The sequence below is a fragment of the Streptomyces roseolilacinus genome, assembly GCF_014649335.1.
Lineage (GTDB): Bacteria > Actinomycetota > Actinomycetes > Streptomycetales > Streptomycetaceae > Streptomyces > Streptomyces roseolilacinus.
In genome coordinates, this window is record NZ_BMSV01000011.1 from 88,230 (window position 1) to 101,061 (window position 12,832).

The 12,832-nt window shown below is 73.9% G+C and carries 11 protein-coding genes; 2 read left to right on the plus strand and 9 right to left on the minus strand.

Features of this window, described 5'->3' with window-relative positions; translation table 11 throughout:
- Positions 1-2: 2 nt before the first annotated feature.
- From IE106_RS24380 to IE106_RS24410, 7 genes are all read right to left on the minus strand, one after another.
- A complete protein-coding gene (locus tag IE106_RS24380) occupies positions 3-914 on the minus strand; it encodes a carbohydrate ABC transporter permease (RefSeq protein WP_189537341.1) in 912 nt (303 codons plus the stop codon).
- On the minus strand, positions 914-1,843 hold the full coding sequence (locus tag IE106_RS24385) for a carbohydrate ABC transporter permease (protein WP_189537342.1): 930 nt from the start codon (positions 1,841-1,843) through the stop codon (positions 914-916). Before IE106_RS24385 ends, IE106_RS24380 begins: the two co-directional genes overlap by 1 nt.
- A gap of 134 nt (positions 1,844-1,977) precedes the next feature.
- Positions 1,978-3,738, minus strand: a complete 1,761-nt coding sequence (gene araD, locus IE106_RS24390; RefSeq protein ID WP_189537343.1) for an L-arabinonate dehydratase — start codon at positions 3,736-3,738, stop codon at positions 1,978-1,980.
- Positions 3,735-4,637, minus strand: coding sequence for a dihydrodipicolinate synthase family protein (locus tag IE106_RS24395; protein WP_189537344.1), 903 nt, complete (start codon positions 4,635-4,637; stop codon positions 3,735-3,737). Before IE106_RS24395 ends, araD begins: the two co-directional genes overlap by 4 nt.
- Positions 4,638-4,748: 111 nt before the next feature.
- A complete protein-coding gene (locus tag IE106_RS24400; protein WP_189537345.1) occupies positions 4,749-5,411 on the minus strand; it encodes a GntR family transcriptional regulator in 663 nt (220 codons plus the stop codon).
- Positions 5,412-5,616: 205 nt separating this feature from the next.
- A complete protein-coding gene (locus IE106_RS24405; RefSeq protein ID WP_189537346.1) occupies positions 5,617-6,798 on the minus strand; it encodes a hypothetical protein in 1,182 nt (393 codons plus the stop codon).
- Complete coding sequence (locus tag IE106_RS24410; RefSeq protein WP_189537347.1) at positions 6,795-7,730, minus strand: 5-dehydro-4-deoxyglucarate dehydratase; 936 nt, start codon at positions 7,728-7,730, stop codon at positions 6,795-6,797. Before IE106_RS24410 ends, IE106_RS24405 begins: the two co-directional genes overlap by 4 nt.
- A gap of 214 nt (positions 7,731-7,944) precedes the next feature.
- Between IE106_RS24410 and IE106_RS24415 the strand changes: the two genes are divergently transcribed.
- Positions 7,945-8,754 carry an NAD-dependent epimerase/dehydratase family protein gene (locus IE106_RS24415; RefSeq protein WP_189537348.1) on the plus strand — a complete coding sequence of 270 codons (810 nt, stop codon included), beginning with the start codon at positions 7,945-7,947 and terminating at the stop codon, positions 8,752-8,754.
- A 250-nt stretch (positions 8,755-9,004) separates the two neighbouring features.
- Here IE106_RS24415 and IE106_RS24420 read toward each other — a convergent pair whose 3' ends face one another.
- A complete protein-coding gene (locus tag IE106_RS24420; protein ID WP_229840738.1) occupies positions 9,005-9,991 on the minus strand; it encodes an AraC family transcriptional regulator in 987 nt (328 codons plus the stop codon).
- Positions 9,992-10,108: 117 nt separating this feature from the next.
- On the opposite strand from IE106_RS24420, the gene IE106_RS24425 reads away from it, so the two are divergent.
- Positions 10,109-11,323, plus strand: a complete 1,215-nt coding sequence (locus IE106_RS24425) for a TerD family protein (protein ID WP_189537486.1) — start codon at positions 10,109-10,111, stop codon at positions 11,321-11,323.
- A 47-nt stretch (positions 11,324-11,370) separates the two neighbouring features.
- Here IE106_RS24425 and IE106_RS24430 read toward each other — a convergent pair whose 3' ends face one another.
- The gene (locus IE106_RS24430; RefSeq protein ID WP_189537349.1) at positions 11,371-12,762 is read right to left on the minus strand and encodes an alkaline phosphatase PhoX; all 1,392 of its coding nucleotides are present in this window, start codon (positions 12,760-12,762) and stop codon (positions 11,371-11,373) included.
- Positions 12,763-12,832: the final 70 nt, after the last annotated feature.

Here is a 12,832-nt window from a genome sequence, read left to right on the forward strand (position 1 = left end):
TGTCAGCCCTTCACCGCGCCGGCGCTGAAGCCGGTGATGAGCCACTTCTGGATGAACGCGAAGACGATCACGACGGGCACGGCGGCGATGACGCCGCCCGCGGCGAGGGCGCCCAGGTCGACGCTGTCGGCGCCGATCAGGGTGTTGAGGCCGACGGGGATCGTCTGCTTGTCCTGCTCGCTGAGGAACATCAGGGCGAACAGGAAGTGGTTCCAGCTGTGCACGAAGGCGAAGGAGCCGACCGCGATGAGACCGGGGCGCAGCAGCGGCAGGACGACCGCGCGGAAGGCGCGGAAGCGGGTGCAGCCGTCGACCCAGGCGGCCTCCTCCAGGGAGACGGGGACGTTCTTGATGAAGCCGCTGATGAGGATGATCGACAGGGGCAGCTGGAAGACCGTCTCGGCGATGACGACGCTGCCCAGCGAGTTGATCATCTGGAGGTTGCGGAAGATCTCGAACAGCGGGACCAGCATGAGCGCGCCCGGGATGAACTGGGAGCACAGCAGCGCCAGCATGAAGCCGTTCTTGATGCGGAAGTCGAACCGGGCGAGCGCGTAGCCGCCGGCGAGGGCGACGACGGTGGTGGCGACCAGGGTGGCGACGCCGACGAGCATGCTGTTCTGGAAGAAGACCCCGAAGCTGCGCTCGTTCCAGACCTTCTCGAAGTGCTCGAAGGTGACGGGCCAGGGCACGAGCGAGGTGGAGCCCGCGGGCCGCACGGCGAACAGCAGCATCCAGTAGAACGGGACGAGCGTGAACAGCAGGTAGAGGGCGAGCGGCAGGTATATCTGCCAGCGCGGCACGTCGTCGAAGGCGCGTTCGCGCTTCCGGCGGCGGGGGGCGGCGGGAGGCGCCGGGGTGTCGTGGGCGGGCACGCGCGCACGGGTGCCCTTCTCCGCGAGTGCGGCGGTCATCAGCGGTCGCCTCCGAACTTGCTCAGGCGCAGATAGAGGATCGAGCAGAACAGGAGGATCACGAACGCGACGGTGGTCAGCGCCGAGGCGTAACCGAAGTCGTGGCCCTCGATGCCGGTGTTCGCGATCATGAGCGGCAGGGTGGTGGTGACCCCGGCCGGGCCGCCGCCGGTGAGGGTGTAGAGCAGGTCGACGTTGTTGAACTCCCACACGGCGCGCAGCAGCGTGGAGAGGATGATGGCGTCCTTGAGGTGCGGCAGCGTGATGTGGAAGAACTGCCGCAGCCGGCTCGCGCCGTCGACCGACGCCGCCTCGTAGAGGTCCTTGGGGATGGACTGGAGGTCGGCGAGGATGAGGATGGCGAAGAAGGGGACGCCGCGCCAGAGTTCGGCGAGGACGGCCGCCCAGAAGACGGTGCCGGTGTCGGACAGGACGGACGTGCCGTACGTGCCGATGCCGACGTCCGCGAGGTAGCGGCTCATGCCCGTGGACGGGTTGTAGAGCAGCATCCAGATGGTCGTGGTGAGCACGCCGGAGACGGCCCAGGGCGAGAAGACCAGGGCGCGGGCGATGCCGCGGCCGACGAAGGTCTGGTTGACCAGCAGGGCGAGGACGAGTCCGAGGGCGAGCTGGAGCGTGACCTCGACGACGACCCACTTGGCGCTGAAGCCGAGCGTGGACCAGAAGAGGGGGTCCTCGGTGAAGATGCGGGTGAAGTTCTCGAAGCCCGCGTAGCCGTTCTTCCACGGCTTGGTGACGTTGTAGTGCTGGAGGCTGTAGTAGAAGACGCTGAGCACGGGATAGGCGATGAAGCCGAGCATCAGCAGACCGGCGGGCGCGATCAGCAGGTACGGCAGGCGACGTGGCTCGGCTCCCGTGCGGCGCCGACCGGCCCTGGGTTGTTTCGCCACGGCTGCGGCTTGGGCCATGACATGTCTCCGTTCATCGTGCGGTGCAGTGCAGTGCAGTGCAGTGCGGTGCGGTGCGGGTCGTGCGTGAAGCGCTTTCCGGATCCCGTTCGAGATCCCGGACATGAAGACCGGTGGCGCCTCCCGACCGGGGCTCAGCCCGCGTACGGCTCCGGTACGGTCCCCGGCCTCGCCAGGAACTCGAAGTCGCAGCCGGTGTCGGCCTGGGTGATCTGCTCCTGGTACAGCGCGCCGTAGCCGCGCTCGTACGGGTGGGACGGCGGCGTCCACGCCGCCCGGCGCTCCGCCAGCTCCTCGTCGTCCACGTGGAGGTGGAGGGAGCGGGCGTCGACGTCGAGCGTGATGAGGTCGCCGGTCCGGACGAGGGCGAGCGGCCCGCCGACGTACGACTCGGGCGCGACGTGCAGCACGCACATGCCGTAGCTGGTGCCGCTCATCCGGGCGTCGGAGATCCGCACCATGTCCCGCACGCCCTGCTTCAGCAGGTAGTCGGGGATCGGCAGCATCCCGTACTCCGGCATGCCGGGTCCGCCCTTGGGGCCCGCGTTGCGCAGGACCAGGACGTGGTCGGGGGTGATGCCGAGGGCCGGGTCGTTGATGGTCCGCTGCATCGTGCGGTAGTCGTCGAAGACGACCGCGGGGCCGGTGTGCCGGCGCAGGTGCTGCTCGGCGGCGATGTGCTTGATGACGGCGCCGTCCGGGCAGAGGTTGCCGCGCAGGACGGCGAGCCCGCCCTCGTCGGCCAGCGGCTTCTCGCGGGGGCGGATGACCTCGGCGTTGTGGACCAGCGCCCCGGCGAGCTGCTCGCGCAGGGTGGCGTGGGCGACGGTCGGCCGGTCCAGGTGCAGCAGGTCCGTCAGCCGGGCGAGGAACCCGGGCAGCCCGCCGGCGAAGTGGAAGTCCTCCATGAGGTACTGCCCGCCGGGGCGCAGGTTCGCCAGGACCGGCACCGTGCGGGCGATCCGGTCGAAGTCGTCCAGGGTGAGCCGGATCCCGGAGCGGCCCGCCATGGCGATCAGGTGGATGACCGCGTTGGTGGAGCCGCCCAGGCCGAGGACGGTCGTGACGGCGTCCTCGTACGCCTCGCGGGTGAGGATCCGCGACAGCCGCAGGTCCTGCCGGACGAGTTCGACGATCCGCAGTCCGGCGGCCGCGGCCATCCGGTCGTGGCCGGAGTCGACGGCCGGGATGGAGGACGCGCCGGGCAGGGTGACGCCGAGCGCCTCGGCGGCGGCCGTCAGCGTGGACGCGGTGCCCATGGTCATGCAGTGGCCCGGCGACCGGGCGAGCCCGTTCTCCAGTTCGGTCATCTCGCAGTCGCCGATGAGCCCGGCCCGCTTGTCGTCCCAGTACTTCCACATGTCTGTGCCGGAGCCGAGGACCTCGTTGCGCCAGTGGCCCGGCAGCATGGGTCCGGCCGGGACGAACACGGTCGGCAGGTCCACCGAGGCGGCGCCCATGAGCAGCGCGGGCGTGGACTTGTCGCAGCCGCCCAGCAGCACGGCGCCGTCCACGGGGTAGGACCGCAGCAGCTCCTCCGTCTCCATCGCGAGCATGTTGCGGTAGAGCATCGGGGTGGGCTTCTGGAAGGTCTCCGACAGCGTGGAGACCGGGAACTCCAGCGGGAAGCCGCCGGCCTGCCACACCCCGCGCTTCACGGCCTGCGCGCGGTCGCGGAGGTGGACGTGGCAGGGGTTGATGTCGGACCAGGTGTTGAGGATCGCGACGACCGGCTTGCCCAGGTGCTCCTCGGGGAGGTAGCCGAGCTGCCGGGTGCGGGCGCGGTGGCTGAAGGAGCGCAGCCCGTCCGTGCCGTACCACTGGTGGCTGCGGAGGGTGCGGCCCCGCGCGGCGGCGGGGCCGCCGTCCTCGGGCGGGGTTCCGTCGGTGTTCATGCGTCCCATTCCTTGACGATCTCGGCGATCTCGGCGCGGCGCGGCTCGGGCAGCAGCCGGCTCGGCGGGCGCACGTCGCGGCGGCACAGGCCGAGGGCGGCCAGGGCCTCCTTGACGACGGTGACGTTGTTCGCCGCCTGGTCGGCCGCGCGCAGGTCCTCGAAGCGGCGGATGCGCTCCCACACCGCCAGGGCTGCCGGGTAGTCGCCGTCGCGCAGCGCCCGGAGCAGGGTGAGGGAGACCGCCGGCGAGACGTTGACCAGCCCGGAGGTGAAGCCGGTGGCGCCCATGGCCCAGTAGGAGGGGGCGTACAGCTCCGCGAGGCCGGCGATCCACACGAACCGGTCGAGGCCGGCGTCGCGGGCGACGGCGGCGAAGCGGGCCGCGTCGGGGACGGCGTACTTGACGCCGATGACGTTGGGGCACAGCTCGCCGAGGCGGGCGATGGCCGCGCCGTCCAGGAGCGGGTTGCGGACGTAGGGGACGACGCCGAGTTCGGGCACGGCGTCGGCGATCTCGCGGTGGTAGTCGATCCAGCCGTCGCGGGAGACGTACGGGTGGACCGGCTGGTGGACCATGACCATGCCGGCGCCGGCGTCGCGGGCGTGCCGGGCGGCGGCCGTGGCGGTCGGCACGTCGTGGCCGACGCCGACGAGGACGGCGGCGCGGTCGCCGGTCTCCGCCACGGTGAGCTCCGTGACCAGGCGGCGTTCGTCGGGCGTGAGCGTGTAGAACTCGCCGGTGTTGCCGTTGGGGGTCACGGCCCGTACGCCGCTGTCGAGCAGCCTGCGCAGCAGGGCGCGATACGTGTCCCGGTCGACGCCGCCGTCGGCGTCGAACGGGGTCACGGGGATCGCGACGACGTCTGCGAGCGCCGCCCTCAGCGATGAGTGGTCCATGCGTACCGGCCTTTCTCTGACTGTCACGGGTGCACGGGGGGCCGGGTTCACCGCGGTTCCCGGTGCGGGTCCCTCGCCTGGCGGCGCCCGGTCCGTGCCTGGGGGGTGGTCCTACGGGTGGTGCGGCGCCTCGGCGTCCGGGGCGTCGGGGAAGGCCCGCCGGACGAACCGGGCGATGTGCTCGCGCAGGGCGCCGGCGGCCCCCTCGGCGTCGCCGGCCCGGGCGAGGCGGAGGATCCCGCGGTGCTCGTCGGCCTCGCGCTGCCACGACGGGTCGGCGCTCCAGGCGACGGTGGACACGAGCGCGGCTTGGTCGCGGACCTCGTCGAGCATCCGCGCCAGCAGCGGGTTGCCGCAGGGCAGGTACAGCGCGCGGTGGAACTCGCGGTTGGCGAGCGAGCGTTCGGCCTGGTCGCTCGCGCCGTCCGCGCGCAGGAGGGCCTGTCCGGCGGCCTCCAGCGACGCGCGGCGGGTGATGGTGCGGCGCAGCGCCTCGGGCTCCAGCAGCAGCCGCACGTCGTAGACCTCGCGGGCCATGGCGGCGTCGACGGTGCGGACCGTGGCGCCCTTGTACTGGCTCATGACGACGAGTCCGGTGCCCGCGAGGGTCTTGAGCGCTTCCCGCACGGGCGTCTTCGACACCCCGAAGCGCGCCGCCAGTTCGGCCTCCACCAGGGCGCGGCCGGGCGGCAGCTGGCCGGTGAGGATGGCGTGCTTGATCTCCTCCAGCACGTACTGGGTGCGGGAGGGGACGGGACTGGGGGCGAAGGCCATACGGGGTCTCATATCTCGCGTATCGCGTCTCATATATGACGTACGAAGTACGACGGCGATGAACGTAAGGCGGGGTTCCCCGTTCGTCAACGCTTCTGACAAAACTCGTCGCAACGGTGGTCGGGCGCGGGCCGGGCACGTCCGGGCACGCCCGAGGGCCCCGGGTCGCGGGGACCCGGGGCGGGACGGAGGGGCCGACGGCCCGTCAGGACAGGGCGCGCAGCGCGGCGGTCACCGCCTCCAGGTCGGGGCCGGAGGCCAGGCCCGCGTGGTACAGGCGCAGTTCGGTGGCGCCGAGCGCGGCGGCGTGCGCGGCGTCCTCGACGAGCCGTCCGGGCGCGCCGCCCATGCCGGTGACGACGGTGAGGTTGGCCGCCAGGACGGTGTCCGCGCGCGCGTGCGGGGCGAACGGCGGCAGTACGGCTCCGGCGCCGCCGCCCGTGCAGGGCAGGACGACCCCGTCGGCGACGCCCAGGATGTGCGCGGGGTCCACGCCCGGGTTGGCGCCGGTGCGGTACGGGGCGGGGTCGGCGTGCAGCAGGACCCGGAAGCCCGGCGGCGCGGCCGCCCGGACCGCCGCCACCGCCTCCTCCTGGAGGGTGCGGGCGGCGCGGGTGCGCCAGGCGAGGGTGGCCGCGGCGAGGGGGGCGCCCAGCAGCCTCCCGACGGCGGGCCAGCCCGCCTCGTGCGCGTCGGCCCGGCCGGCCCAGACGGGTTCCAGCGCCCGGCGCACCGCGGCGGCGACCGCCTCGGGGTCGGCGCCCTCCCCGGCGTACCCCTGGCGGCAGGCGTCGCAGAAGCAGAGCGACATCAGGTACTGCGCGGCGTCCCCGAGGGCGACGCCGCCGATCTTGTCGTGGGCGTGCAGGTGGGCCATGCCGTACCAGCCGCACGACTCCAGTTCGGTGCCCCGGGCGCCGGGGCGCACGGCGGCCTCGGCGGCCAGGTCGACGAGGAGGGCGCGCACCTCGGGGCGGGCGATGCAGGGGGCCCACGGGTAGCGGTCGCCGTAGGCGTTGACGACGGACGTCCCGGGGTGCTCGGCGCCGAGGCGGGAGTCGTGGGCGAGGACCACCCAGCTGTGCACCTCCAGGCCGGCGGCCTCCAGCGCCCGGGCCGCCGTGCCGTACGCGTCGCCGGGGGCCCAGGCGCCGGCCTCGCGGGGGCGCAGGGCGCGCCCGGCCCAGCGGTCGGGGTCGGGCGGGTAGAGCACCGCGGCGTGCTCGGCGGTGACGAGGCGGTGGCGCGGGTGGCGGGGCGTCAGGGCGCGGGTGGAGTGGTACGCGGAGGCGAGGGTGACCTGCCGGACGCCGAGGGCGGCGACGCGCCCGGCGGCGTCGGGGTCGCCGTTGACGTCCCAGGGGTAGAGGAAGGCGGACGCTCTCACCGGCCGCCCTCCGGGCCGAGGAGGGCCAGGCCCCGGTCGATGAGGGCGGCCAGCTCCTCGACGTGGGCGGGGGCGGGCTCGGTGAGCGGCGGGCGGACCTCGCCGACATCCGCACCGCGGAGCCGCACACCGGCCTTGACCAGGGAGACCGCGTATCCGCGGCCCTTGGCGCGCAGGTCGGCGAAGGGCCGGTAGAAGCCGTCGACGAGCCGGTCGACGGCCGCGTGGTCGCCGGCGCCGAGGGCCCGGTGGAAGGCGAGGGCGATCTCCGGCGCGAAGCAGAAGACGGCCGACGAGTAGAGCGTGACGCCGATGCCGCGGTAGGCGGCGCCGGTGAGTTCGGCGGTGGGCAGGCCGTTGAAGTACAGCAGGTCCAGGCCCTCGGCGCGGACGGCGCTGACGATGCGCTGCATCAGGTCCAGGTCGCCCAGGCCGTCCTTGAGGCCGACGACCCGGTCGAGGCGGGCGAGGGCGACGGCCGTCGCGGGGGTGAAAACGGCGTTGTCGCGCTGGTAGACGACGAGGTCCAGGGAGGTGGCGGCGGCCAGCGCGGTGTAGTGGCGCAGGAGCCCGGCCTGGTCGGCGACGACGAGGTAGGGCGGCAGGGCGAGCAGCCCGTCGGCGCCGGCCTCCTCGGCGAGCCGCGCGTACCGGATGGCGAGCGCGGTGCCGTAGCCGGTGCCGGCGACGACGGGCACGCGCCCGGCGGCCTCCTCGACGGCCGCGGCGACGCACGCGCGGTACTCCTCGGGGGTGAGGGCGTGGAACTCGCCCGTGCCGCAGCACGCGAAGACGGCGGCGGCCCCCCGCTCCACACCGGCGCGCACGTGCGCGCGGAAGGCGCCGAGGTCGAGTGCGCCGTCCGGCCCGTAGGCGGTGACGGGGAAGAACAGCAGGCCGTCGAGTCGGTCGGCGAGCGGGGGTGGGGTCACGGGCGCTCCCTGGGCGAAACCGTCGGATGGTTCAGTTGGTACGCACTTCTGATCATCGTCCACATCTCTGAACTTCGGTCACGCTAGGACAGCCCGAAGGAGCGGGTCAAGGCACAAAACCGCAGAGAAAAGCGGCGCTTGACGGTACAGGGCACCCTCATTAGCGTGTCCACGCTTGTGAATGACATCCACGTATCCGCAAGGAGCTCCGCTGATGCCCGCTGCCCGCACCGTCCTGCTGACCGGCGCCGCCGGCGGCCTCGGCACCCTGATGCGCGGCCTGCTGCCCGACCACGGGTACGAGCTGCGCCTGCTCGACGTGGCCCCCGTCGAGGGCGCCCCCGACGCGATCACCGCCGACCTCGCCGACAGGGAGGCCCTGCGCGAGGCCGTCCGGGGCGTCGACGCGATCATCCACCTCGCGGGCATCTCCCTGGAAGCCCCCTTCGACAAGATCCTGCGCGCCAACGTCGAGGGCACGTACAACCTGTACGAGGCCGCGCGCGAGGAGGGCGTCCGCCGGATCGTCTTCGCCTCCAGCAACCACGCCGTCGGCTTCACCCCCCGGCCCCGTGCCGGCGACCCCCTCATCCCGGTCCACACCCCGCGCCGCCCCGACACCTTCTACGGCCTGTCGAAGTGCTTCGGCGAGGACCTGGCCCAGCTGTACTGGGACCTGCACGGCCTGGAGACCGTCTCCGTGCGGATCGGCTCCTGCTTCCCCGAGCCCACGTCCGTGCGGATGCTGTCGGTGTGGCTCAGCCCCGGCGACGCCGCCCGCCTCTTCCACGCGGCGCTCACCGCCGAGGAGGTCGGCCACACCGTGGTCTACGGCTCCTCCGCCAACACCCGGCTGTGGTGGGACCTGTCCTCGGCGCGCGCCCTGGGCTACGAACCGCGGGACGACTCGGAGCGGTACGCGGAGAAGCTCGTCGCGGAGCAGGGCGAACTGGACGACGCCAACCCGGACCACGCCCACCTGGGCGGCCACTTCTGCACCCGCCCGCCGCAGTGGCCGCACTGACCGGACACCGCCGGCCGGGGGCACCGCGCGCCCGGCACCGGGCGCGGGGGACGGACGAAAGGGCGCAGGCCCGGCCCGATCTCACGGGGGGCGACCCGGGCCGGGCCTGCGCGGGGACGCGCGCACCCACGGGGGACAGGTGCGTCCGCGTCACAAAGTGACACTAAAGGCCACCGAAACGATCAACGATCCGCCAAGCGCGGCACCCTGTCCGCCGAACGCGGCGCACCGTCGCACGGGGAAGCACGGCTCACGGCCGCTTCGCCGCGGGCGCCTGCAACGTCTGCGACGGCGCCTCGCCGAACCGCTCCCGGTACCGCGCCGCGAACCGCCCCAGGTGCGTGAAGCCCCAGCGCCAGGCCACCTCGCTGACCGTCAGCCCGGCGCCCGGCTCGGCCTCCCGCAGTTCGTCGCGGACCCGCGCCAGCCGCACGTCGCGGACGTACCCCATCGGCGTCGTCCCCACGTGGGCACGGAACGACTCCTGGAGCCGGCGGGTGCTCACCCGCGCGAGGGCGGCCAGCTCCGTCGCGGTGAACGGGTGCTCGGGCCGCTCCCGCACCGCGTCCATGACCCGCTTGACCGGCGCCGGGCGCAGGGTGCGGGCCGGCTCGGCCACCTCCGTGCGGTACGGGTGCGAGGCGGCCAGCAGCAGCCCCGTGAGCAGCGCGTCCTTCAGCGGCTCGACGACCAGCGGGTGCTGGGCGAGCCCGGCGGGATCGGCCGCCTCGCGCGCGAGGCGCCGCACCAGCGCCGCCCAGTCCCGGCCCGCCCCGCGCGTCAGGTCCAGCATCGGCGCCAGCACCAGCCCGCGCGGCGGGGTCCGGCCCAGCAGCTCCTCCAGCCTGTGCCGCAGCGCGGCCGTCTCCACCTTGACGGCGACCACCCGGCAGTCCCCCTCCCACCGGTCGACCACGACCGGCCCGGCCGGGTTCAGCACCGTGCCGCGCTCGGGCGTCCCGGTGAGGGTCCCCCCCGCCCCCTGCCGCAGCTCCAGTCGCCCGCTCAGTGGCATGTTCACGTGGTAGGCGCCCAGCTCCCCGAAGCGCAGCCGCACGTCGGCGCCGCACCGCATGTCCCCCACGACGAGCGGCCCCAGACGCACCGTCTCGAAGCGGGCGGCGAAACGGCGCCCCCGCTCCTCGACGACGTCCATGAAGGTGGCGTAGAAGCGCTCGCCGATCTCCCGGCGCGCCTCTTCCACGTCCCCCGTACGAAAAACGGTCGCTACAGTCACGTAGCGAGAGAATATGCCTCCCGCACGTGCGCTCCGCGCCCGCCGTCCCGTCACCGGGGTGGCGGGGGGTAAGGGAACGGCAAAGCGGACCCGATCGTTACGGCAGTCATGACAGCTATGACCCCCGGCTCGAACATCCCCCTGTCCGCCGCGCGCGTGGCGGTGGACGTCGCCGCCCCGGTGCGGCTCGACGTATCGGGCCTGCTGCTCACCGCCCACGGCAAGGTCCGCTCCGACGACGACTTCGTCTTCTACAACCAGCCGTCGGCCCCCGGCGTCACCTACCGGTCCGGCGGCGGCACGGCGCCCGACGCGATCACGGTCGACACGGCCGCGGTGCCCGCGGACGTCGAGCGGATCGTCGTCACGGCGAGCCCGGACGCCGCGGGCCGGACGTTCCAGGGCGTCGAGCCGACCGCGACGATCCGCGACGCCGCGACCGGCGCCGTCCTCGCGACCTTCACCCCGCCCGGACTCGGCGCGGAGACGGCGCTGGTCGTCGTCGAGGTGTACCGGCGCGGCGGCGCGTGGAAGGCCCGCGCGGTGGGGCAGGGGTACGCGAACGGGCTGGCGGGCATCGCCACCGACTTCGGCGTGACCGTCGAGGAGCCCCCCGCAGCGCCCCCGGCGGCCACACCCGCCCCGGCCGCGCCGCCGGCCGCCGCGACCGCGCCGCCCGCGCGGGCCCGGGCCGGCTCCGCGCCCGAGCCGGCCGCCGCTCCCCCGACGCCGGCGGCCGCTCCCCCGGCGGCCGGGAGGATCAACCTGGACAAGGGCCGGGTGAACCTCCAGAAGAACCAGACGGTGTCCCTGGTCAAGGGCGGCCGCCCGCTGCTGTCGCAGGTCAAGATGGGCCTCGGCTGGGAACCCGCGTTCCGCGGCAAGGACATCGACCTGGACGCGTCCGTCATCGCGTACGGCCCGCGGCGCGACCACCTGGACAGCTGCTACTTCGGCAAGCTGACCATCCTCGGCGGCGCGATCCGCCACTCCGGCGACAACCTGACGGGCGAGGGCGCCGGCGACGACGAGGTCATCACGGTCGACCTGGGCCGGCTGCCCGCCGAGGCGACGGGCCTGGTGTTCACGGTGAACTCGTTCTCCGGCCAGAAGTTCACCGAGGTCGCGAAGGCGTACTGCCGGCTGCTCGACGCGGCGACGGGCGAGGAGCTGGTCCGCTTCGACCTGACGGGCACCGAGCCGCAGACGGGCGTCCTGATGTGCAAGCTGATCCGGCAGTTCTCCGGCGAGTGGGAGATGACCGCGATGGGCACGTTCGTGAAGGCCCGCACGGTGCGCAACATGGTGCGCCCGGCGGCGGAGGCCCTCTGACGGACCGGGGCCCCGCCCGGGTCCTCCGGGCCGGGGCCCCGCCCGGGTCAGCGCCTCGGGGCGCGGTGCCAGGGGCCGGTGACGGCGAGCAGCAGACCGGGCTTCTGGATGTTGGCGTACAGCGTCCGCCCGTCCGGTGAGAAGACGACGCCGGCGAACTCGGAGTCGTTGAGGTCGTTGCGGGCGATCGGGTACGTGCGCCCGGAGTCCGTCGCGCCGAAGAGGTGCTGGACGCCCTCGCCGTCCTCCGCGATGACGAGTCCGCCGTACGGCGAGACGGTGATGTTGTCCGGCCCGTCGAGGGCGCCGTCCTCGTCCGGGGCGGCGTTGACGCCGAGCAGCACCTTCAGGGTGAGGGTGCGGCGCTTCGGGTCGTAGAACCAGACCTGCCCGTCGTGCGGGGCGCCGGGGCTCTCCTCACGGGCGTACGAGGAGACGACGTACGCGCCGCCGTCCGCCCACCACATGCCCTCCAGCTTCCGGCCGCGCGTGACGTCGCCGTCCCCGAACTGCTCGCGCACGGCGACCGTGCGGGCGTCCCGGTCGGGCACGTCCACCCAGTCGACGCCGTAGACGGTGCCGATGCGGGTGGCGCGGGACAGGTCGTCGACGAACCGGCCGCCCGCGTCGAAGCAGCGCGGCGCCTGGAGGACGCCGGCGTCGTCGGCGAGGGTGCGCAGCCTGCCGCGGCCGTGCCGGAAGCCCTCCGGCGGGACCCAGCGGTAGAGCAGCCCGTTGGGCGAGGAGTCGTCCTCCGTCAGGTAGGCGTGCCCGCGCCGCGGGTCGATGACCACCGCCTCGTGGTCGAACCGGCCGAACGCCTTGATCGGCTTCGGGTCGCGGTTGGCGCGGCGGTCGTAGGGGTCGACCTCGAAGACGTAGCCGTGGTCCTTGGTCATGCCGTTCTCGCCGGCGCGGTCGGAGTTCTCCTCGCAGGTGAGCCAGGTGCCCCAGGCGGTGGCGCCGCCCGCGCAGTTGGTGGAGGTGCCCGCGATGCCGACCCACTCGGCGGTGGTGCCGTCGCGGCGGGCCTCGACGACCGTGCAGCCGCCGGCCGCGGCGGGGTCGTAGACCAGGCCCTCGGCGAGCGGGACCGGGTGGGCCCAGCCGCCGCGCGGGCCCTTCAGCTCGTGGTTGTTGACCAGCAGGACCACCCCGCGCGGGCCGGGGAAGGCGGCCGTGCCGTCGTGCCGCTCGGGGGTGAACTCGCCGCTCTCCAGACGGGTGACACCGCTGCGGGTGAGGACCCGGTAGGTGAACCCGGCGGGCAGGGCGAGCAGTCCGGCCGGGTCGTCGAGCAGCGGGCCGTACCCGTGCCCGCCGCCCCGCTCCGGGGGTGCGGCGACGGCGCCGGGGGCGGTGGCGAGGGCACCGACGGTGCCGGTGAGGGCGAGGGCGGTGCCGGTGGCGGCGGCGAACTCTCTACGACTGAGCGGCATCTGGGCTCCTGGTCGGCCGGACGGTGACGCCCCACGCTCACCCCCGCAGCTGAACACGGGCTGAACCCCA